We start from the raw sequence: 18,641 nt of genomic DNA on the forward strand, positions 1-18,641 counted from the left end.
GCCCTCCATAAACAGAGGGCTTTTTTATTCTTTTTTTATCAAAACTATCGCCAACCCAATGCAGGTGCAACGTGTTCTAAAATAGACGATAAAATATGAATATTGTAATCGACTCCAATGGTATTCGGAATAGTTAACAACAAAGTATCAGCTTCTTGAATCGCTTCGTCTTGAGCCAATTCTTCAATCAGTTTATCAGGTTCTGCTGCATAGCTTTTACCAAAGATCGCTCTTTTATCTTGCTCAATATAACCAAAACTATCATTGCCTTTAGCTTGCCCGCCAAAGTAATATCTATCTTGCTCATTGACCAATGCAAAAATCGAACGGCTTACAGAAACTCTAGCTTCACGCTGATGTCCTGCTTTTTTCCAAGCTTCTTTGTATATTCTTATCTGCTCGGCTTGCTGAACGTGAAAAGGTTTTCCGTTTTCATCATATTTAAGCGTAGAACTCTGAAGATGCATTCCGTTTTCGGCAGCCCAAATAGCGGTAGCATTAGACGCTGCTCCCCACCAGATTCTTTCTCTTAAACCTTCAGAATGAGGTTCAATACGCAACAATCCAGGCGGATTTGGAAACATTGGATACGGATTTGGTTCTGCAAATCCTTCTCCTTTAAGCTTATCCAAAAATTCTAGCGCCTTTTTACGTCCCATATCGGCATCGGTTTCACCTTTATCAGGTTCGTAGCCAAAATAACTCCAACCGTCAATAACTTGTTCTGGAGATCCTCTGCTTATTCCCAATTGTAAGCGTCCTTCTGATATCAAGTCGGCAGATCCAGCATCTTCAACCATATATAATGGATTCTCATAGCGCATATCAATTACGCCCGTTCCGATCTCAATTTTACTAGTCTTAGCACCAATAGCTGAAAGCAAAGGAAAAGGCGATGCTAACTGCTGCGCAAAATGATGCACGCGAAAGTAAGCACCATCAATGCCAATTTCTTCAGCAGCTACAGCCAAATCAATAGACTGCAATAATGTATCTGCCGCTGTACGAGTTTTATATGATGGATGATTAGCCCAATGCCCAAATGATAAAAATCCTATTTTCTTCATAATGGCTTTATTTTTTTATTCTCTCAAATATACGCATCACAATTGAGTAATACTAGATTTTACTGCATAATTGCCTCGTAAATTAATTTAATTTTTTAAGAACTTTTCGTGCGATAAAAGAAAGTCGGACAACTGTCCGACTTTCTTTTTATTGTTTAGAATCAACACTCAAAGGAGGGAGACTAACTTTCTTTTCATTCATCATTTTTTTCACCTGTTCAATAGTTCTATAGCGTTCTATCTGCATCTCGCCTGTAAATGTTTCACTCTGCGGAGCTCTTGGCGGTATTTGCGCATACGTTTTCATCAAGTCGGCAATAGCCTGATTAAAAATTATGGCTGTCCAAGTTTTTTCTGTCCAGCTGTTCATAAACAAATCATAACGTTCCTGCGGATCCTGCCACAAATTGTAAATGGCTGGTACAGTAGCTACGTAAGTTTCGTCGCCTCTCCATCCTAACTGTTGTCCTGGTGCATCACTACCTGCAATAGCGCCATTATCTCCTCGAGTATTAAATACCGCTTTAAATTTACCAATACGAACCGCACCTGGAGAAAGTTCTGCTTCTGTAAAATAGAACCATCTGTCGCGAAGCGGCGTTCCTTTTTTAAACAATACATTAGACATATCGTAACTGTCAAATACCATATCAGCACCTGCTCTATCTTTTTTAGGAAGTTCAACTCCTGCAAGGCTGGCAAATGTTGCCATAAGGTCTAGTCCTCCTACAATATCGTGGCTTTGACTTCCTGCTTCAATTTGTCCTGGCCACCAAGCAATTGCAGGCACACGGCTACCGCCTTCTCTATCAGTTCCTTTGGTACCTCTAAACGGAGTATATCCAGAATCAGGATGTACATCTTGCCAAGCACCATTATCTACTGTATAAATAACGATAGTATTCTCGGCAATACCTAAAGAACGAATCTTATCCATAATACGGCCTACATTGTAATCCATCTCTACTACAGCATCAGAGTATTTACTTTTTCCTGGTGATTTTCCAACAAATTGTTTTGAAGGAAGGTTTGGCTGATGATTTTTAGCAAAATTAATACACATAAAGAACGGGTCTTTGCTTTTTCCATATTCATCAAGCTGTTTCAGATTGTTCTCGACCATCATCATATCTAGCTCAGCAATATTCTCTTCTGTAACTTTACTAACTTCACGAGCTTTGCCGCCTGCTTCACCTTCGAGTATTCCAGTCGTTACTTTTTTGAAAAGATCTAGCATCTCTGGAGACATCTCTGGATTCCAAGACTGAAAAGCATAAGTATAAGCATTCAAATGATACAGCACCACATTCTGCATTTTATCAAAACCGTGTGCTATGGGCATAGAATAATCTGCTTCTCCTAGATGCCATTTTCCAGAAAAATAGGTTTTATAATTGGCTTTTTTTAGCACAGAAGCCAATGTCCATTCTTCTTTCGGTAATCCGCCTCCTTGCCCCTGAAAAGCAACAGTAGTCATACCGCTACGATTCGGGATACGCCCTGTAAGCATAGCGACTCTTCCTGGAGTACAGCTTGGCTGTCCATAAAATGACCAAAATTGCATGCCTTCTTTTGCCATTCTATCAAGATTTGGTGTTGGCATACCGCGACCAACTCCTCCTCCATAAACTCCTAAATCTCCCCAACCCGTGTCGTCTGAGATTACCATTATGATATTGGGTTTCTTTTTAGTTTGAGCTTCTATATCAGAAAGTACCAATAAAGTTAAGCCTGTTAAAAGTACTGCTAGAGCATTTTTCTTCATAATTTCTAATTTTTAGTATGAGTATTGATACTAAAATTAATTTTTTGCCCTCTAACTCTACGGTATATTTATTTGTTTGATGTTCCATTTTATAACATGAAACCAAGTTGTTCAAATGAAACAGTAGTAATCAATTGAAACCAATCTAATCATAAGTAATTTAAATACAATCTTCCGTAATTAGCAAACCTATATGTCTTCAGTCTTTCTCGAAATTTGTATGCAACTAAAATTATAAAAGATGAAACAGATTAAATTAGGAAATCAAGGATTAGTTATTCCGCCAATTGGTTTGGGGTGTATGGGAATGACAGGTTTTGAAGAAGGAAATATGTACGGTCTTGCAGACGAAAAAGAAGCGATTCAAACGATTCATCGTTCGCTTGAATTGGGTGGTAATTTTTTGGATACAGCAGATTTGTATGGTCCTTTAAAAAACGAACAGCTTATAGCTAAAGCGATCGGAAAAGAACGTGATAAATATATAATAGCTACAAAATTTGGCTGGGAAATAGATGATAGCGGAAAAGTAACTTGGGCCATAAACGGAAGCAAAAAGTATATCAAAAAGGCAGTAGAACGTTCACTTAAAAATCTAAATACAGATTATATCGATTTGTATTACATGCATCGTTTAGACAAAAACACTCCTATAGAAGAAACTGTCGACACGATGAGTGATCTTGTTAAAGAAGGTAAGGTAAAATATATTGGACTATCTGAAGTATCTTCTGAAACCATTAAAAAAGCACATCAAGTTCATCCCATAACAGCTGTGCAAAGTGAGTATTCTTTATTTGAAAGAACCGTAGAAGAAAGAGGAATCTTAAAAACATTAGAAGAATTAGAAATAGGTTTTGTAGCTTATTCGCCTTTGGGGCGCGGGTTTTTATCTGGGCAGATTCGTTCTATTGATGATCTTCCTGAAAATGATTTCCGCAGAGCTATTCCTCGTTTTCAGGAAAACTATTTCCATAAAAATATTGAATTGGTAAAAGCGGTTGAAAAAATGGCTGAAGAAAAAAATGTCAATTCATCTCAACTGGCTTTAGCATGGATTATCAGTAAAGGAATTGTACCTATTCCTGGAACTAAACGCAGAAAGTATCTTGAACAAAATATTGGCTCTACTGCTATAGAATTGAGCCGAAACGATCTTTTAAAATTAGAAAGTATTGTACCTTTGGGAACAGATACTGGGGCTCCGTATGATGAGTTCAGTATGGGACTTCTTGACTAAACTAAAAAACCTTTGTTATGAATACTATAGTATCTGTATCTGCTTTTCACCGTTTACTTTCTCTTCCAGAACCTAAACATCCAATGGTTAGTGTTATCAATTTATCTCAAAGTGTTTTTCTTGATGATGAAATCTGGAAAGGATTTACGAATAAATTCTATTGTGTTGCTTTAAAAAGAAATGCAAAAGGAAAAATCAGATACGGGCAAGGACATTATGACTATGATAAAGGCGTATTAAGTTTTACGGCACCTAACCAAGTTCAGTATTTGGATTTTCATACAATGGAATGTGGAGAAGGCTCTCTTCTTATATTTCATGAAGATTTTATTTTAAAACATCCTTTAGCACAGAAAATATTTGATTTTGGATTTTTCTCGTATGCCGTCAATGAAGCACTGCATTTATCTGAACAAGAAGAAAATTATCTGATTGATATTTTAGATAGAATTGACAAAGAATGCCAACATATTGATCATCATACACAAGATATTATTCTGTCACAAATTGATTTGCTTTTAAACTATTCGAGCCGTTTTTACGAAAGACAGTTTATAACCCGAAAAAACAGCAGTCATGCTCTGCTTACAAAATTCGAAAGGTTTATTAATGAGTATTATAATGATGACTCAACGGAAAAAGGTCTTTTAAGCGTTGGTCTAATCGCCGAAGCACTCAGTCTTTCTCCAAACTATCTTAGCGATTTCTTGAAAATACATACAGGAAGAAATACAAAAGAGCATATTTATGAAAAGCTCGTTAATAAAGCTAAAGAGAAACTGTCTGTTAGTGAATTATCTGTCAGTGAAATTGCCTACAATCTCGGTTTCGAACATCCGCAGTCATTCAGTACGTTTTTTAAAAAACGAACACAAATGGCTCCTTTAGAATTTCGGGAAAAGATTCGAAACAATTAAAATTCTATAATAAAAAGAAAGAGCTGTCCAATAATTGACAGCTCTTTCTTAATCAAAATAAATTCTATAAAAGAAGTGTTTTTTTTGCTAAGTAGAAACAACACCTTCATAATAAACGTTGTAAATTTCTTTTAATTCGAGGTTTTTATTTCTTTTACTCTTGAACAACATTATGCAATATCTCATGTATTGTTTTTAAAGCTTCTGTTGAGGTTGCACGAATAGTAATTTTATTTTTCTTGTCTTTAAGCAATTTTGTAAACAAATTATCTTCTGTATTAATATCAACTATTGTTCCTCCGTATTTTAATGTTGTTTCTGCAATCGCCATTGGCAAATTAGTTGCTCCAGATGTACCAACAATAAAAAGAATTCCTGAGTTTTTTGCTACCTTTAAGGAACTAAATTTCTTATTTGTCTTTTCATCATAATATTCATCAAACCATAAAATATTGGGTCTCATCCAACTCCCACATTCTTTGCATTTCAGTAATTCAATATCTTTTTGGTTTAAATCTTCATCTATGTCTTTGCCCTCAATTTCTATTGGCAAATGGTGTATTTCTTTGCATCCATTCGAGCATTTAATTTCTCTGTTATTGCCATGTATTTCGAATATCCTTTCTACACCAGAACGTCTATGAAGATTATCTATATTTTGAGTAATCAAGTGAAACCTATCTTGTAAAAGTTTTTCAATTGCGGCTATTTTGTGATGGCTATTATTTGTCTGAGCACTTTCAAACATTTTCTTTCTAAACAATGAATATTGCCAAACCTCTTCTGGATTTTCTTTAAAATAGGCAAACGTTCCAAACTCTTCTGGTTTATGAAACTTTGTACCTTTTACCCAAATTCCATCTATACCTCTATAAGTCGGAATACCGCTTTCAGCAGAAATTCCTGCGCCAGTCAAAAATGTGAAAAGATTTCTATTCTTTTTGTTATAAACCTGTTTTATGATTTCGGTAAGCTGTTCTTTCATAATTTCTTCATACGTCAAACAAATGTAATTTTATTTAGACAATTGCTCTTTTTTTATTTCTTCAATTCCGTTTCTATAGCTTGTTACAACGAAATCTGGGAAACGTTTTCTAAATTTTGAATCATCAAAAACATTGGCGTGTTCGTATCTTGGAAGCAATTCCTGCAATTCTTTTGCTCTTTTACTAAAAAGCGCTCCTATTGAAAATACAAACTTCGGAATAACTTTATACTTTAATTCTTTGCCATAAATTTTAGAAGCCAACGCAATGAATTCTTTATAGTTAAGATGGCTTTCGTCTACAGGCAAATGCCAAGTCTCATTAAAAGCATCTGGAGTATTCCCTATTAAAGCTGTGGCACGACTTGCGTCTGGTGTCCAAATTAAACTTCGTTTTTTTGTATCGCTTAAAGGCACTTTTAGCTTTTTATTTTCCTTAATCGCATTAAAAATTAAAGTATTTGTAATGCTTTGTGTTTTTGCAGGACCATAAAATTCGGGAGCACGACAGATTACTGCTTCTAATTTACCCGATTTTATTTCGTTTAAAACCATTTCAGCCATTTCTTTTCTAATTTCACCTTTTCTTCCAATGGGTTCAAAAGCAGTTTCTTCTGTAAGTACCCTACTATCTTGCGGATACATATAAGTATTATCAAAAAATACCAATTTGGCTTTATTGATTTTACAGGCTTCAATAACATTTCTCATTATCAATAGAAATTGCTTTTCCCACAAATCAGTATCCATCGGAAGTCCTAAAGTAAAATAGGCTATTTCACTTCCTTTTACAGCTTCTATTGCTTTTTCTTTAATAGTCAAATCTGCCGAAAAAACCATATCTGTATCATTTACTTTTTTCGCTTTACGGCTTACAATTCGTATATCTGAAGTATAATTTCTTTTCAGTTCTCTTGCCAATTCTTCTCCAATCTGTCCATTGGCTCCTAATATTGTCTGCATATTGATTCGCTTTTTTAATTGCTTGAATTCCCTCTGATACTTATTTCTAAATTATAGAAATTTATAACAACATCTCTACAGCTTTAACTCATTTATATTGAATTTTATTGCTAATTTAGAACTTGCTAAGAATCAGTTAATTTACTTCCTAAATTACAACAAAAAACGATATGCAGATTTTACCGTCCGCCAGTTTAGCGCCGTTTATAAAGAACTATACTGTTGTTACAATTGAAAAAGATCTCGACAATGAAGTATTTTATCCAAGCGGATATGTCGATTTGATTATAAATATTTCTGGAGGATTTGCCGCAACCATTATCAACGGCAAACAGAAAGATACTCCTGCCATAGAATTATTGGGGCATCTAACGCTTCCAACGCGTCTTTCTGTAGCAAAAGGCACTTCGGTACTCATTGCAAGAATATATCCGCATGCCAGTGCATTATTTTTTTCTGATCCGCTATCAGAATTTACGAATTATGCCACCGATATGTACGATGTGGCTTTGGGAGAGAATAGAGATTTGTATGATAAGATTATGGAAACTGATGATCTTTTGTCTAAAATCAATGTTTTAGAAACGTATTTTCTTCAAAAATTAAAGAAAAATGAAACCCGATTAAAAAAGGTTTCCATAGTACAGCATTTGAGTCAAGGGTTATTTCGAAATCACCAGCAATTGGATTTACCTTTCCTTGCCCGAAATTCAGGATTATCAGAAAGGTATATCCAAAAACTTTATCTCGCTAATATTGGTATTAGTCCAGCTGCTTTTACATCAGTAATCCGATTTAATAAAAGCTTGGATTTGGTGCTCAATACGACAGAATCATTAACTACTATAGCCTACGATAATGGCTATTATGACCAAGCTCATTTTATAAAAGAATTTAGGAAGTTTACTGGCATTACGCCATCTGCATCCAGAAACTCGTCGCTTAAAAACGATACTGATTTACAGCAGGCTGTCAACATTGGTTTTTAACCTTGTTTTGCAGGATGATTGTCGCTAAACATATCGCGATGCATTTTCCAGCCTTCTTTGGTTTTCTTCCAGATTACAATTACTTTTCCGTCGTCTAGTTTTTTGCCATTCATATCGGTCATTTCATAAAAACTTTCTTCTGTAACAGCTGTTTTTGGATCTCCATAAAGATTCTGAATTGTGAATATAACATGCACTTGAGGTCCGCCTCTAAAAAAGGAGTCAATTTGCTTTGCTCCACATTTTGGTTCTCCATTTGGCGGAAACAAACAAGCATCATCTGTATATCTAGCAACAATAGAACCGTCATTCTTATTGGTAAAATCGGAGAACGTTTTGTTACTCGCTTCAATAATTTTTTGTACTTCTTTTAAAGCTGAATCTGTCGTTTGGGCATTACACCAAAAAGTAAGCATCAAGAGTGTGCTTAAAATAATTTTTGTTTTCATGGTTTATATATTTTTTTACAAAGGAAATTATTCAGATAAGGCAAAAATTGTAAAATAACGAACAACTTTTTCTAATTCGTTTTACCTTTGAATACAATTCAATCTAAATAATGAACCGAATCATATTGAAATACATCGAGATGAAATGAAAACTATTGGAATAGATGTTATTCCAATTGGTGCTTTTTCAGAGAAAGCACATGCGCCTCATCGTGATGATCATTATATGTTTATTGTACTGAGTCAAGGCATTTTTGAATTGGAACTAGATTTCAAACAAATTACAATGTCAAACTGTTCCGCTTATTACATAGCGCCAGGACAAGTTCATTCTTACCTCAATCAGGACAATTGTCAAGGATGGTATATTTTTATGGATTCGCTTTTAATTTCTGAGAAATATACTCAGATCTTAAATACGCATTTAAACAGCAAACAGGGAATTCATTTAACATCAGATAGTTTGATTTTTTCTATTATTCCGATACTTAAAAATCTTCTAAAACAAAAAAGCGAATTCTTTCAAGATCAAACCGAATATTCATTGACTGATGCTTTTTTAGGCTTTTTTATCGGAGCACTTATACAAGAAGATACAGCCAAAGAACTTATTGGCGGACAAAAGTACCAGACAGTTAATACATTTAAACAGCTTTTGCAAGAACGATATAAAGAACACAAACAGGTTAAAGATTATGCTAGTTTGTTAAACATTACACCTTTGTATCTAAACGAAATTGTTAAGCAAGTTACTGGTTTCACTTCAAGTTATTGGATACAGCAAACAATTGCTCTGGAAGCCAAGCGCTTATTATATTATACAGAATTGGATATAAAACAAATTGCTTTTGAATTAGGTTATGACGATCATGCCTATTTTTCGCGTTTTATGAAAAAGAATATCGGAATGACTGCATCTGAATTCAGATTAAAAAACCATGATTTGTCCAACAATGCCCCTGCTATAGACAACCATTAAAACTTAGCGCAGGCATAATTTTGCCTTTGTAAAATTATTAATATACAAAGTAAAATTATGACAGAAAGTACAACTACAAACAGTACTCCCAAATTAAACCCTGAATCGAATAGCAAACTTTTAATTCCTATTGTTATAACGGTTTTGGCGATTTATACCACAATTGGCATTTCTCTGGGTATACTTCCAAAATTCATAAAACAAGAATTAGGTTTTGACAATCTTGCCGTTGGTTTAGTTATTGGTATTCAAGCATTAGCAACACTCTTAACGCGTGCTTATGCAGGAAAAACAACTGATGTTTTGGGTTCAAAAAGCAGTACAACACGAGGCATTTTACTGGTTTTATTAGCTGGTGTTTTATATATGTTCGCGTGCTCTGCGGTTTCAGTTCCTTTATTATCGCTTTCTCTATTGCTATTGTCCAGAATCGTTCACGGAATAGCAGAAAGTTTTCTGGTTACAGGAATGCTCACTTGGGGAATTGGTCTTTTAGGGCAACAAAATTCTGGTAAAGTAATGACATGGAACGGAATTGCTATGTATGCCGGAATTGCAATTGGCGCGCCTTTTAGCCTATGGATTGTCCAATTTGGAACTTTATGGGCTTTCTCTTCAATTCTAGTTCTGGCTTTTATAAGTTGGACATTTTCCAAAACATTACCAATAGTTCCTGTACACAATGGACATTTAAGAACTCCTTTTTATAAAGTAATCGGAAAAGTATTTCCGCAAGGAATTGCATTAGCCTTCTCTTCTATTGCTTTTGCCTGTATTGCATCGTTTATCGCTTTATTATTCAGCCAAAAAAACTGGAATGGAGCTTCTCTTGGATTTCTGTTTTTTGGAGGTTCTTATATTTTAACCCGTGTCTTTTTCTCTTCTTATCCCGATCGTTTTGGCGGGTTTAAAGTTGCTATGATTTCTATTTTGATTGAGATGTCAGGTCAGTTATGCATAGGTTTATCTACTAACAGCTGGACGGCTATTTTAGGATGCACTCTCACCGGTATTGGGTTTTCGCTTGTTTTTCCTTCTTTAGGTGTATTGGCTATACAAAAAATAACACCGCAAATGAGAGGAACAGCTTTAGGAGCTTATGCCGCTTTTTTTGATCTTTCATTAGGAATTGCAGGACCAACCGCTGGTTTAATTGCAGGATGGCTCAGCTATCAGTCCATCTACTTTTTTGGAGCATTCAGCTGTGTTATTGCCATAGCAAGCCTTCTTCAATCGCAACGAAAAGAAATTCAAGCAATTGTTAACTAAAACATTAAATACTAATGGATAAACCTTTACGAAATATTGCGCGATCTATTTTTGTGGTAAAAGAAAAGGCGTTTCTTACTCCACATTACATCAGAGTAACTTTTAAAATGTCTGACAAACAAGTAGACCTATTTCAGAATATGCGTTCTGGAAGCAATAATAAAATTTACATTCCTTCTGAAAATCAGACGTACAACACTAATTATGATGAATCAATTTGGGACTCAGATTTTTTTGCAACTAGACGAACCTACACCACACGAAATATTGATTTGATTAATAAAACTCTAAAAATTGATTTTGTAGCGCATGGCGATAACGGTCCAGCTTCTAAATGGGCAGAAAATGCTAAATCGGGAGATTTTCTTGGAATTGCAATGAAAGAAAGCCAAAAACCGCTTGTTCCTTATGCTGAAAATTATTTTATGGTTGGAGATAGTACTGCAATTCCAGTTATTTCAGCTATTTTAGAAACTTTGCCTTCAACTTCAAATGTTGTGCTTTTGCTCGAAGTGAATTCTTATAGAGATACGTTTGTTCTGAATACCAAAGCCCATCTCAATGTAAAATGGATCTATAATTCTTCACCATTAAACGGAAGTGCACTTGCTGAAGAATTCATTGTTTTATTAGCTGAAGAAAAACCACATTATGTGTTTGCAGGCAGAATTTGAAACAATCAAGAAAATACGAAAACACATGAAAGAAGAGCTCCAGTTGGAACGTGATCGGTATAATGCAGTTTCATATTGGAAACGCGGAAGTTCTGAAGAAGAATCAAACCACGAAAGACAAAAACAGCGAATGGAATAATACAAAAAGCCCCGAATCAAATTTTGATACAGGGCTTTTTCATTTCGTAGGAATGTTTCTTCGGTAAAATTAAATCCGAATTATGAATTTACGTTTGATTAGACGTTAAGCCTATTGTTTCCTCAAAGCAGGCGTCTCTACGGGACATAATGCATAACGATTCTTTTTTTTCTACCAACCAGATATTCCTACGGAATATTATTTGCAAAATTTATTTCGCATCAAACCATAATTTGGTTGTCAATAAATCTTTTCCTTGATCTGCAACAGCTGCTTGATAACTTACTCCGTTAAGAGATTGTTCTGTTCCGGGATAAAAAAGACGCGAAGGTAATTTTCCGTCCAAAACAGTTGCAGGACCAGCTGTTAATACAGGGTAGTCTAGTCTTCTCCACTCTGTAAAAGCATCAAGACCTTGTCCGAAGAAAGCAATCCATTTTTGCGTCCCAATCGATTTTGCATAATTTGATGCATCGTATTTCACACTTGCCTGATCAAGATAAGTTGAAATAGTTGCCGCATTTGTAATTCCAAACTGATTCAAAGATGCTGTAATAGCATTTTTATAATACTGTTCTGCATCTCCAGAAATATACCCGCGGGCTGCAGCTTCTGCAAGATTAAATAATGTTTCTGAGTAAGAAGCAATTACAGCAGGAGAAGCCGATGTTAAGAAATAAGTTCCTGGTTTTGATGTTTTAGCAAAACCTTGACTATTAGCATCACTATTTGACAATCCGTTAGCACCGCCAACATATTTTCCAACGCTTGCATCAGAAGGCAATTGAGCAAAAACAGGCAAACGAGGATCTGATAATGCGTATAATTGATCTACCATAGTTTTTGAAATACGGAAATCATCTCTAGTTTCAAACCAAGCCGAAGCTGGATTTTGTCTGCGGTGAGCTTGTATAAACAAATTGAAATGTTTCAGAATTGTCGCTAATTAATCCGCCTGCATCGCTTGTCGCATCAATTGTCGCTTGTTTAGCTAAAACAGGTTCTTTGTCCGAAATTCTCAAAGCAATACGCAAACGAAGCGAGTTTACCAGTTTTTTCCATTTCAAAATATCACCTTTATAAGCCAAATCACCAGTAACCGAACCATTTGCTGGATTTAACAAAGATTGCGCTTGTTTTAAATCTTCAAGCAAACCAGTATATACTTCTTTTTGTGTATTGTATGCAGGTGTTACTTTCTGACCAGCTTCTTTGTACGGAATATTTCCGTAAGCATCTGTCAGCAATAAAAAGGTCCAAGAACGTAATGTTAATGCAATTCCTTTATAATTTGAATTTGCCTGAGCATCTGGAAATTTTAAAATCGTATTCAAATCTGTAATTAGAGTCGAATATCCCTTATCCCATAATGCTGTGAAAGAAGTATTTGAAACATCGTAACGATCTGGTTCTGTATATTGAATTTTAGCCCAATGCTTGCACAAACAGCAAAGTAGAGTTAAAATTGTTTGCATCTCCCCAATACAAATCGGCACCTTGTTTTAGTGTACCTGTCAAAAGATATGGAGCAAGCGGCGTTTCAGTTGCATTTGGATTTTTATTAATATCGTCCAAAGTATCACTGCAAGAGCTCAGTGTCAATGCAAACAGTATTGTATATGATAGTTTTTTTAGCATGATTCCGAGTTTTTAAAATTTAACGTTAAGATTTAAACTGAAATTTCTAGTTGTTGGCAAAGCTAAACTTTCCAATCCTTGTGCATTTCCAGTGTTGAAAGCTGTTTCAGGATCAATATTTGGCGCATCTTTGTAAATAAAGAATAAGTTACGTCCAGCAGCAGTAAGGCTTGCTCCTTCTAATCCAAGTTTTTTAACTAGCTTTTTATTAAAATTATAAGAAAGCTTTATCTCTCTCATTTTTACGAAAGTCGAACTGTAGATGTACGCCTCGCTAATGTTGTATGATGCCTTATAATATTCCTGAGCGCTAATCACTTTATTATTAGGTGTTCCGTCAGCAAATACACCTCCGAAAATCATTCCATCATCATAAACTGTTACACCACTTGGAGCGGCACCGCCCGTTACTAAAGTTTTCGGATTAGCAGTATTGTCTCCTGGATAATAATAGCTTAAACCACCGTTTTCAGCACCACGTCCTGGAAGAGTCTGCGCTAAAACTCCTGTATAGTTTCCTGTTCTATTAGTTCCAGAGAAAAGCTCACCACCAACACTTGCATCAATAAGGAATGAAAGTTCAAGATTTTTGTAAGTCAAAGTATTCGTAAGACCTGCTAAGTAATCTGGAGTATAATGTCCTAAAACTCTTTTTGTCGGATCTGCTTTTGGAAGACCATTTGCTCCTACTACAATATTTCCGCTTGCATCACGCTCGTAAGCTGTACCATAAAGTGCTCCGTAAGCTTGCCCTACAGATGCCAATACATCTACACCTCCAGAAGAACCAATTGTATAGTTTTTAATGTCTCCTGCATAATCTAAAATTTCAACTTTACTTTTGTTTTTAGAATAATTTAAAGCCACATTCCACTTAAAGTTTTCAGTTTGAATAGGATTTCCATCCAACTGTATTTCAATACCTTGGTTATTAATTTTTCCTGCATTGATTAACTGCGAAGTATAACCGCTAGCAGCTGTAGTTTTTATTTCTAAAATCTGATCAAAACTATTTGTGTTGTAATAAGCTACATCAAAATGAAGTCTGTTTTTCCAGAAAGAAGCTTCAAGACCTACTTCAGTAGAACGAGTTGTTTCAGGTTTCAAATTTTCATTTAGTTTTCTTTGAGACGACGTTTGAATCGGATTTCCGTCAAATGCGGTTTGGAAATTGTAAACCGTAGCCAATTGATACGGATCTGCATCGTTACCTACTTCAGACCATCCTCCGCGAAGCTTTAAGAAATCGAGTGTATTGCTTTTAATATTTAATGCATCTGTTAAAACCACACTTCCGTTAATAGACGGATAGAAATAAGAACGGTTGCTGCTTGGTAATGTAGATGACCAATCGTTACGTGCTGTAACGTTTAAGAAAGCATAGTTTCTAAAACCAAACTGAGCCGAAGCGTAAGCACTGTAAACTCTCAATTTAGATAATGAATTTGATGATGTTAACGGATCTCTAGAGTTTGTTAAAGTATACAAATCTGGAACTGCTAAACGTGGTGCTTTCTGATAGTTATTGGCATCGCTATGGTTACGAATGTTAAATCCAGCAAGTGCATCTACAGTAAAATCGTCGTTAAGCTGTTTTGTATATTGAAATATACCTTCAGTATTTTGCTCATTTACTGTGTAAGCATCTTCTGCATACGATCCGAAAGGAGTACCATTTGTACCGTATTTGATCGTGTATTTTCTGCGGTCGTTATAATAATCAACTCCCGTACGGAATCTGAAATTTAATCCTTCTGCCAATTTCGCGTCTAAATGGATATCTCCAATTAAACGATTACGTTGTTGGCTTGTTGTATTGTAATACGCATTCCAATACGGATTACTATAATAGCTATTATTCCAGTTTTGTGTCCAATCTTTATTCAATTCATTAATATCAACCTGACGCCCGAACCATAAAAATTGCAACATTACACCCGCAGCACGTCCTCCTGTAGGACCACCTGGCAATTGTGGGGCATCTGTTACGATATAATTTGCATTAACACCCACTTTTACGTTTTCAGAAATCTGATAATTGGTATTAACAGAAAAGTTTGTTTTGTTTATTTCAGTGTTCGGTACAGTTCCAAGTTGTTTTTGGTTATTTACACCTAAACGGAAATCTGATTTCTCGTTAGCTTTTGCAATAGAAACACTATTGTCATAAGTAAGTCCTGTATTAAAGAAATCTTTCACGTTATTTGGATGTGCAACAAAAGGAACAGCTTCTCCTTTAGAATAAAATTGCGGAATAAGACGTCCATCCAATCTTGGTCCCCAACTTTCGTCAACACCATCATTAACTCCTCCTCCTTTACCGTCAACGTAACTAAATTTTCCATTAGAACCCTGTCCGAAACTATTCTGAAAAGAAGGTAAAGTAGCTACTTGAGAAACTGTTATACCGGTATTAAAAGTAACTCCATAACCTCCTTTTTGTCCTTTACCAGATTTTGTTGTAATAAGCACAACACCATGTGCAGCACGTGATCCGTAAAGAGCAGCAGCGTTTGGCCCTTTCAAAACAGTCAACGTTTCAATATCCTGCGGATTCAAATCGGCAATTGCATTTCTGAAATCACGAGTAGCTCCACCAAAATTCAATTGCGAGTTATCTACAGGAACTCCATCTACCACAAAAAGCGGTTGGTTATTTCCTGCAATAGAAGTTTCTCCACGAATAATAATACGAGAAGATCCCATATCTCCTTGCGAGTTTGTAATACGTACACCAGCAACTTTACCAGAAAGTGCGTTCAAGAAGTTGGTTTCTTTTGTTGTTGCCAGTTCTTTTCCTTTTACTGCTTGAGTAGTATATCCTAATGATTTCTTTTCTTTCGAAATTCCAAGAGCAGTAACCACTACTTCAGATAAAGCATTTTGCTCTTCGGCTAAATCAATTGTAATATCGTTTTTGTTTACTACAACTTCTTGCTTTTTATATCCTAAATAACTAATTAAAAGCACATAAGGAAATTTTTGTCCAGTTTGAAAATAGAACTTTCCATCTGTATCTGTAATAACACCATGCGTAGTGCCTTGAATCGTTACCGAAGCTCCAATAATTGGCTCTTTTGTAACAGCATCTACTACTGTCCCTTCCAGTTTAGACTGGATTAGCGGCTTTGTCTCTTGAGCTGTAACCCCGATGGAAATCAACAAAATACATAGCCAAGTATATCTTTCTAATTTTTTTTTCATTACTTTGTTTTAGTTTAATAAATAAGGCGAGCAAAGACAGCTTTATGCTATTCTAGCTTTCCTTTTAGAGATGACAAATTTCTTTTAAGCTTCTACCATTTCTCTTTGCAACAGAAATGGTTTTTTCTTTTATCTGCAGACACATTCGTTTTTTCATTTTTACTTTTTTTGGATTACTATTATTTTAAATTGGCCTATAAAATTTTTAACCCCTATTTGGGATCATGTTTCTTAAAATTTATAATGAATTAAAAAAAGAGGAATTTTAACCTTAGAATGCATCAAGATAAAAACGGCCTAATGCGTTTGCTTTTTTCAGAATGAAATATTGTGGTTCTAATCTCTGGCTTTTAACTTATTTTTTAAACTCTACTAATTTGATAGAACAAAAGTATGTTAAAAATATTAGTTCCCAAATTTTAATTAAACTTTTTGCAAAAAAAATGTTAACTACTTTTAAAAACACAACATAAACACTTAATAACAAAATAGTTATTAAAAATAGCTATTTTTAAGATTTTATAAGAATTGTACTAAAAGCATAAAAATTTAAAAGCAGTTTTTACCTTTTTTAAGTCTAGCTTAGTAAAGTTTAAACCAAAAAAAACTCCAAGATCATAAGACCTTGGAGTTTCTATTTTTTATTTCTAATTTATTATAGCTCGTTGAACTCGTGTAGAGATTTCAATGTAGTTTCGTAGAATAAAATTGCGGCAATAAGATTTCCTTTATCAGAGTAAGGCATCATTTTTCTTTGAAACTCTACTGTAGTATCTAAGAAACTTGTTGTTCCTAACGCCTGTCCATCTAATATTTTTTTATTATCAGCTGTATCAGGAATACCTAAATCTGCCATTGTAACACCTGGTTTTGTAACCAAAGCAATGTAAGGAAGCGTTTTTACTAAAACTTTAATACGTTCAATGTACAATTCTAAAAGCTCTCCTTTTTGCATACCACTTAATTCTTTTTGATCATGGTATTTGCGAATTAAAGCTGTTGTACTAATGATACTTCTTGGTGCATTTTTTGCCTGTGCAGAGACAGCAGCAGTTGTCAAGAAGAAAAGTGCACATAATAAAATAATTTTACTCTTCATTTTCTTATAGATTTGGTTCTTGAATAAAAACAAAAATATATAAATTAACTTAAAATCCAACTTTTGGAGGTTGTTTTTGCCAAAATTATAATAATCTTTTAATCTGAATAAGTAAAATAGTACACCAAAACTATAGAATTAAAGGATTTTTAGTGCCAAAAATTCTTTCTATTTACGTCTTAATAATTCTAAAACGTCCGGATATTTTATCCAAATACTTTTTTTATTTCCGTAGTAATCCATAAAATCTTCGCAGACAAAAACAGCATGCGCTTTTGACCATGCAACAACACCGCAGTACTCGCTTCCAGATTGTCTTTTTAATTTCTGAATTTGCTTGCCTAATTTGAATCCTAAATATTTATAGATGGTTGGAGTATATACAGTACCTTCTTCTAATTCTTCTAAAGCTTTCTCAAAAGTAGGTTCTTTATCAATAATTTGCATGTATTTTGCCATTACAGCATATGTCAGAACAGCATAATCACGTATTTTTTCGCTATCGCAATTATCTTTAATATAAACAAAACCTGCCGATTTTCTAGCTTTTGTGACTTCAGCTGCTATCTAAATTAAAAGTTGCATTATTTTTTAATGTAATACGATAAGAATCATTGTTCAATTTTTCACTTTCAAAAAGATTATCTAAGCCGTATACATTTAAAGAAGCTTTAATAAATGCTATAGACGAACAATTTGTGCGTTCTCCTTGCTTAAAACTTTCAAATATTTTATCAGAACTCAATTGCGAGTAGGAACTTGAACAAACAAACATTAAAAGTAAAAAAACTGAAGTAAACGATTTCATGCCTTGTATTATATATTATTCTTCAATTATTATTGAAGAAACTGTATTAGATTTATACAAATCTATAAAAAACCAATCAATTTGTTTGTATCTTCACTTTTATCTATTAAAAAAATTCGCTGTAAAACAATAAAAAGCAAATAAAAAACGCCTCAAAATTAACTTGAGACGTTTTACTTTATTTTTTTCTTCGTTATTCAACTTATCATCCAGTTCAGGTTCTTGACCTTTAAACTTTTTAGTGTCGACATCATAATTTTCATCATTTGTCAAAACTTCGTCATGTTCTTTATATTGATGTTTTCTCGTGTCATTTCGATGATCTCCTCCACCCTGTTGTTTAGGATTCGGGTTTTTCTGGGTTTGATTATTCTTTTCCATAATTTTTCGTTTTTAAATGATTTTTAAAATTACCTCAAATACAATAGTTTGACTTATATAATCATTTTTAAAAAT

General features: G+C 34.5%; 17 protein-coding genes and 1 pseudogene. 6 read left to right on the forward strand and 12 right to left on the reverse strand.

What is annotated here, in order from left to right; translation table 11 throughout:
- Positions 1–44: 44 nt before the first annotated feature.
- The gene (locus P5P87_RS05355; protein WP_198855848.1) at positions 45–1,067 is read right to left on the reverse strand and encodes an LLM class flavin-dependent oxidoreductase; all 1,023 of its coding nucleotides are present in this window, start codon (positions 1,065–1,067) and stop codon (positions 45–47) included.
- Between the two features lie 148 nt (positions 1,068–1,215).
- On the reverse strand, positions 1,216–2,832 hold the full coding sequence (locus tag P5P87_RS05360; RefSeq protein ID WP_278021823.1) for an arylsulfatase: 1,617 nt from the start codon (positions 2,830–2,832) through the stop codon (positions 1,216–1,218).
- A gap of 241 nt (positions 2,833–3,073) precedes the next feature.
- Here P5P87_RS05360 and P5P87_RS05365 point away from each other — a divergent pair, with 241 nt between their 5' ends.
- Positions 3,074–4,072 carry an aldo/keto reductase gene (locus P5P87_RS05365; RefSeq protein ID WP_198855849.1) on the forward strand — a complete coding sequence of 333 codons (999 nt, stop codon included), beginning with the start codon at positions 3,074–3,076 and terminating at the stop codon, positions 4,070–4,072.
- A gap of 17 nt (positions 4,073–4,089) precedes the next feature.
- Complete coding sequence (locus tag P5P87_RS05370; RefSeq protein ID WP_198855850.1) at positions 4,090–4,989, forward strand: helix-turn-helix domain-containing protein; 900 nt, start codon at positions 4,090–4,092, stop codon at positions 4,987–4,989.
- A 154-nt stretch (positions 4,990–5,143) separates the two neighbouring features.
- Here P5P87_RS05370 and P5P87_RS05375 read toward each other — a convergent pair whose 3' ends face one another.
- Both P5P87_RS05375 and P5P87_RS05380 read right to left on the reverse strand, forming a co-directional pair.
- Positions 5,144–5,974: an SIR2 family NAD-dependent protein deacylase gene (locus tag P5P87_RS05375; RefSeq protein ID WP_198856192.1), complete on the reverse strand. Its 831-nt coding sequence runs from the start codon at positions 5,972–5,974 to the stop codon at positions 5,144–5,146.
- A gap of 30 nt (positions 5,975–6,004) precedes the next feature.
- Positions 6,005–6,937, reverse strand: a complete 933-nt coding sequence (locus tag P5P87_RS05380) for an NAD-dependent epimerase/dehydratase family protein (RefSeq protein WP_198855851.1) — start codon at positions 6,935–6,937, stop codon at positions 6,005–6,007.
- Positions 6,938–7,107: 170 nt separating this feature from the next.
- On the opposite strand from P5P87_RS05380, the gene P5P87_RS05385 reads away from it, so the two are divergent.
- Positions 7,108–7,926 (forward strand): helix-turn-helix transcriptional regulator, encoded by an 819-nt coding sequence (locus tag P5P87_RS05385; protein WP_278021824.1) that lies wholly within the window; start codon positions 7,108–7,110, stop codon positions 7,924–7,926.
- Here the strand turns inward: P5P87_RS05385 and P5P87_RS05390 are convergent.
- Positions 7,923–8,375, reverse strand: coding sequence for a YybH family protein (locus P5P87_RS05390; protein WP_278021825.1), 453 nt, complete (start codon positions 8,373–8,375; stop codon positions 7,923–7,925). The genes P5P87_RS05385 and P5P87_RS05390 overlap by 4 nt on opposite strands.
- A gap of 145 nt (positions 8,376–8,520) precedes the next feature.
- Here P5P87_RS05390 and P5P87_RS05395 point away from each other — a divergent pair, with 145 nt between their 5' ends.
- The 3 genes and pseudogenes from P5P87_RS05395 to P5P87_RS05405 all read left to right on the forward strand — a co-directional run bounded on the left by P5P87_RS05395 (position 8,521) and on the right by P5P87_RS05405 (position 11,436).
- On the forward strand, positions 8,521–9,354 hold the full coding sequence (locus P5P87_RS05395) for a helix-turn-helix domain-containing protein (RefSeq protein WP_278021826.1): 834 nt from the start codon (positions 8,521–8,523) through the stop codon (positions 9,352–9,354).
- A 57-nt stretch (positions 9,355–9,411) separates the two neighbouring features.
- Positions 9,412–10,623, forward strand: coding sequence for an MFS transporter (locus tag P5P87_RS05400; protein WP_278021827.1), 1,212 nt, complete (start codon positions 9,412–9,414; stop codon positions 10,621–10,623).
- A 107-nt stretch (positions 10,624–10,730) separates the two neighbouring features.
- Positions 10,731–11,436: pseudogene (locus P5P87_RS05405) on the forward strand (siderophore-interacting protein).
- A 211-nt stretch (positions 11,437–11,647) separates the two neighbouring features.
- Here the strand turns inward: P5P87_RS05405 and P5P87_RS05410 are convergent.
- The 7 genes from P5P87_RS05410 to P5P87_RS05440 all read right to left on the reverse strand — a co-directional run bounded on the left by P5P87_RS05410 (position 11,648) and on the right by P5P87_RS05440 (position 18,566).
- Entirely contained in the window at positions 11,648–12,355 is a 708-nt protein-coding gene (locus P5P87_RS05410; protein WP_278021828.1) for a SusD/RagB family nutrient-binding outer membrane lipoprotein, read from the reverse strand.
- Positions 12,306–12,881 carry a SusD/RagB family nutrient-binding outer membrane lipoprotein gene (locus P5P87_RS05415; protein ID WP_278021829.1) on the reverse strand — a complete coding sequence of 192 codons (576 nt, stop codon included), beginning with the start codon at positions 12,879–12,881 and terminating at the stop codon, positions 12,306–12,308. Before P5P87_RS05415 ends, P5P87_RS05410 begins: the two co-directional genes overlap by 50 nt.
- Positions 12,862–13,074: a hypothetical protein gene (locus P5P87_RS05420; RefSeq protein WP_278021830.1), complete on the reverse strand. Its 213-nt coding sequence runs from the start codon at positions 13,072–13,074 to the stop codon at positions 12,862–12,864. Before P5P87_RS05420 ends, P5P87_RS05415 begins: the two co-directional genes overlap by 20 nt.
- A 12-nt stretch (positions 13,075–13,086) precedes the next feature.
- Positions 13,087–16,278, reverse strand: coding sequence for a SusC/RagA family TonB-linked outer membrane protein (locus P5P87_RS05425; protein WP_278021831.1), 3,192 nt, complete (start codon positions 16,276–16,278; stop codon positions 13,087–13,089).
- 655 nt (positions 16,279–16,933) lie between these two features.
- Positions 16,934–17,377 (reverse strand): hypothetical protein, encoded by a 444-nt coding sequence (locus P5P87_RS05430; protein ID WP_095929165.1) that lies wholly within the window; start codon positions 17,375–17,377, stop codon positions 16,934–16,936.
- Positions 17,378–17,545: 168 nt separating this feature from the next.
- Complete coding sequence (locus P5P87_RS05435) at positions 17,546–17,836, reverse strand: hypothetical protein (protein WP_278021832.1); 291 nt, start codon at positions 17,834–17,836, stop codon at positions 17,546–17,548.
- A gap of 448 nt (positions 17,837–18,284) precedes the next feature.
- Positions 18,285–18,566, reverse strand: a complete 282-nt coding sequence (locus P5P87_RS05440) for a hypothetical protein (protein WP_278021833.1) — start codon at positions 18,564–18,566, stop codon at positions 18,285–18,287.
- Positions 18,567–18,641: the final 75 nt, after the last annotated feature.

It is taken from the genome of Flavobacterium ginsengisoli, from assembly GCF_029625315.1.
Classification (GTDB): domain Bacteria; phylum Bacteroidota; class Bacteroidia; order Flavobacteriales; family Flavobacteriaceae; genus Flavobacterium; species Flavobacterium ginsengisoli.

Coding starts and splice junctions, on each gene's coding strand:
- P5P87_RS05390 (WP_278021825.1), bottom strand. CDS start 8,375: ATGAAAACAAAAATTATTTTAAGCACACTCTTGATGCTTACTTTTTGG.
- P5P87_RS05355 (WP_198855848.1), bottom strand. CDS start 1,067: ATGAAGAAAATAGGATTTTTATCATTTGGGCATTGGGCTAATCATCCA.
- P5P87_RS05375 (WP_198856192.1), bottom strand. CDS start 5,974: ATGAAAGAACAGCTTACCGAAATCATAAAACAGGTTTATAACAAAAAG.
- P5P87_RS05425 (WP_278021831.1), bottom strand. CDS start 16,278: ATGAAAAAAAAATTAGAAAGATATACTTGGCTATGTATTTTGTTGATT.
- P5P87_RS05365 (WP_198855849.1), top strand. CDS start 3,074: ATGAAACAGATTAAATTAGGAAATCAAGGATTAGTTATTCCGCCAATT.
- P5P87_RS05360 (WP_278021823.1), bottom strand. CDS start 2,832: ATGAAGAAAAATGCTCTAGCAGTACTTTTAACAGGCTTAACTTTATTG.
- P5P87_RS05380 (WP_198855851.1), bottom strand. CDS start 6,937: ATGCAGACAATATTAGGAGCCAATGGACAGATTGGAGAAGAATTGGCA.
- P5P87_RS05385 (WP_278021824.1), top strand. CDS start 7,108: ATGCAGATTTTACCGTCCGCCAGTTTAGCGCCGTTTATAAAGAACTAT.
- P5P87_RS05440 (WP_278021833.1), bottom strand. CDS start 18,566: ATGGAAAAGAATAATCAAACCCAGAAAAACCCGAATCCTAAACAACAG.
- P5P87_RS05400 (WP_278021827.1), top strand. CDS start 9,412: ATGACAGAAAGTACAACTACAAACAGTACTCCCAAATTAAACCCTGAA.
- P5P87_RS05420 (WP_278021830.1), bottom strand. CDS start 13,074: ATGCTAAAAAAACTATCATATACAATACTGTTTGCATTGACACTGAGC.
- P5P87_RS05395 (WP_278021826.1), top strand. CDS start 8,521: ATGAAAACTATTGGAATAGATGTTATTCCAATTGGTGCTTTTTCAGAG.
- P5P87_RS05430 (WP_095929165.1), bottom strand. CDS start 17,377: ATGAAGAGTAAAATTATTTTATTATGTGCACTTTTCTTCTTGACAACT.
- P5P87_RS05370 (WP_198855850.1), top strand. CDS start 4,090: ATGAATACTATAGTATCTGTATCTGCTTTTCACCGTTTACTTTCTCTT.
- P5P87_RS05435 (WP_278021832.1), bottom strand. CDS start 17,836: ATGGCAAAATACATGCAAATTATTGATAAAGAACCTACTTTTGAGAAA.